Origin of the sequence: Vibrio mediterranei (assembly GCF_900088415.1) — a bacterium.
Classification (GTDB): Bacteria; Pseudomonadota; Gammaproteobacteria; order Enterobacterales; family Vibrionaceae; genus Vibrio; species Vibrio mediterranei.
The window spans coordinates 1-502 of the sequence record NZ_FLLQ01000042.1 but is presented as its reverse complement, the minus strand read 5'-3'; the positions used below and the strand labels follow the sequence as shown (position 1 = coordinate 502).

General features: G+C 41.0%; 2 tRNA genes. Both read left to right on the top strand.

Annotated features, from left to right (window positions below):
* The first annotated feature begins 58 nt into the window (after nucleotides 1-58).
* A tRNA-Ile gene (locus VME0621_RS26040) sits at nucleotides 59-135 on the top strand.
* A gap of 40 nt (nucleotides 136-175) precedes the next feature.
* Nucleotides 176-251: transfer RNA gene (locus VME0621_RS26035), tRNA-Ala, on the top strand.
* Nucleotides 252-502 lie beyond the last annotated feature (251 nt).

Genomic DNA, 502 nt, shown 5'->3' with positions numbered 1-502 from the left:
AGATTATTGCGATGAGTGTTCACACAGATTGATTAGGTTTAGATTAAAGACGATGCTTGGGTCTGTAGCTCAGGTGGTTAGAGCGTTCGCCTGATAAGCGAGAGGTCGGTGGTTCAAGTCCACTCAGACCCACCAATCTTCCTCCCAGATGATTGGCGGTAAGCATCACACTGATGGGGCTATAGCTCAGCTGGGAGAGCGCCTGCCTTGCACGCAGGAGGTCAGCAGTTCGATCCTGCTTAGCTCCACCATCTTTAAGTGTTTTCTCTTTGAGAATATTTAAAAATGGTTACTTATTAGTAATCTCGTTCTTTAACAATTTGGAAAGCTGACGAATAACATTTGATTAATGTTATTCATTTAAAAGTTCTCAAATCCTAATCGAAAGATTAGGTACCAACACACATTCAAGTGTTCTTGGGAATTACGAAAGTAATTCATATTTGAGTCCGGCAAAATCGAGTCTGCACATGTATAAAAATGCAGACAACTTTGGTTGTTT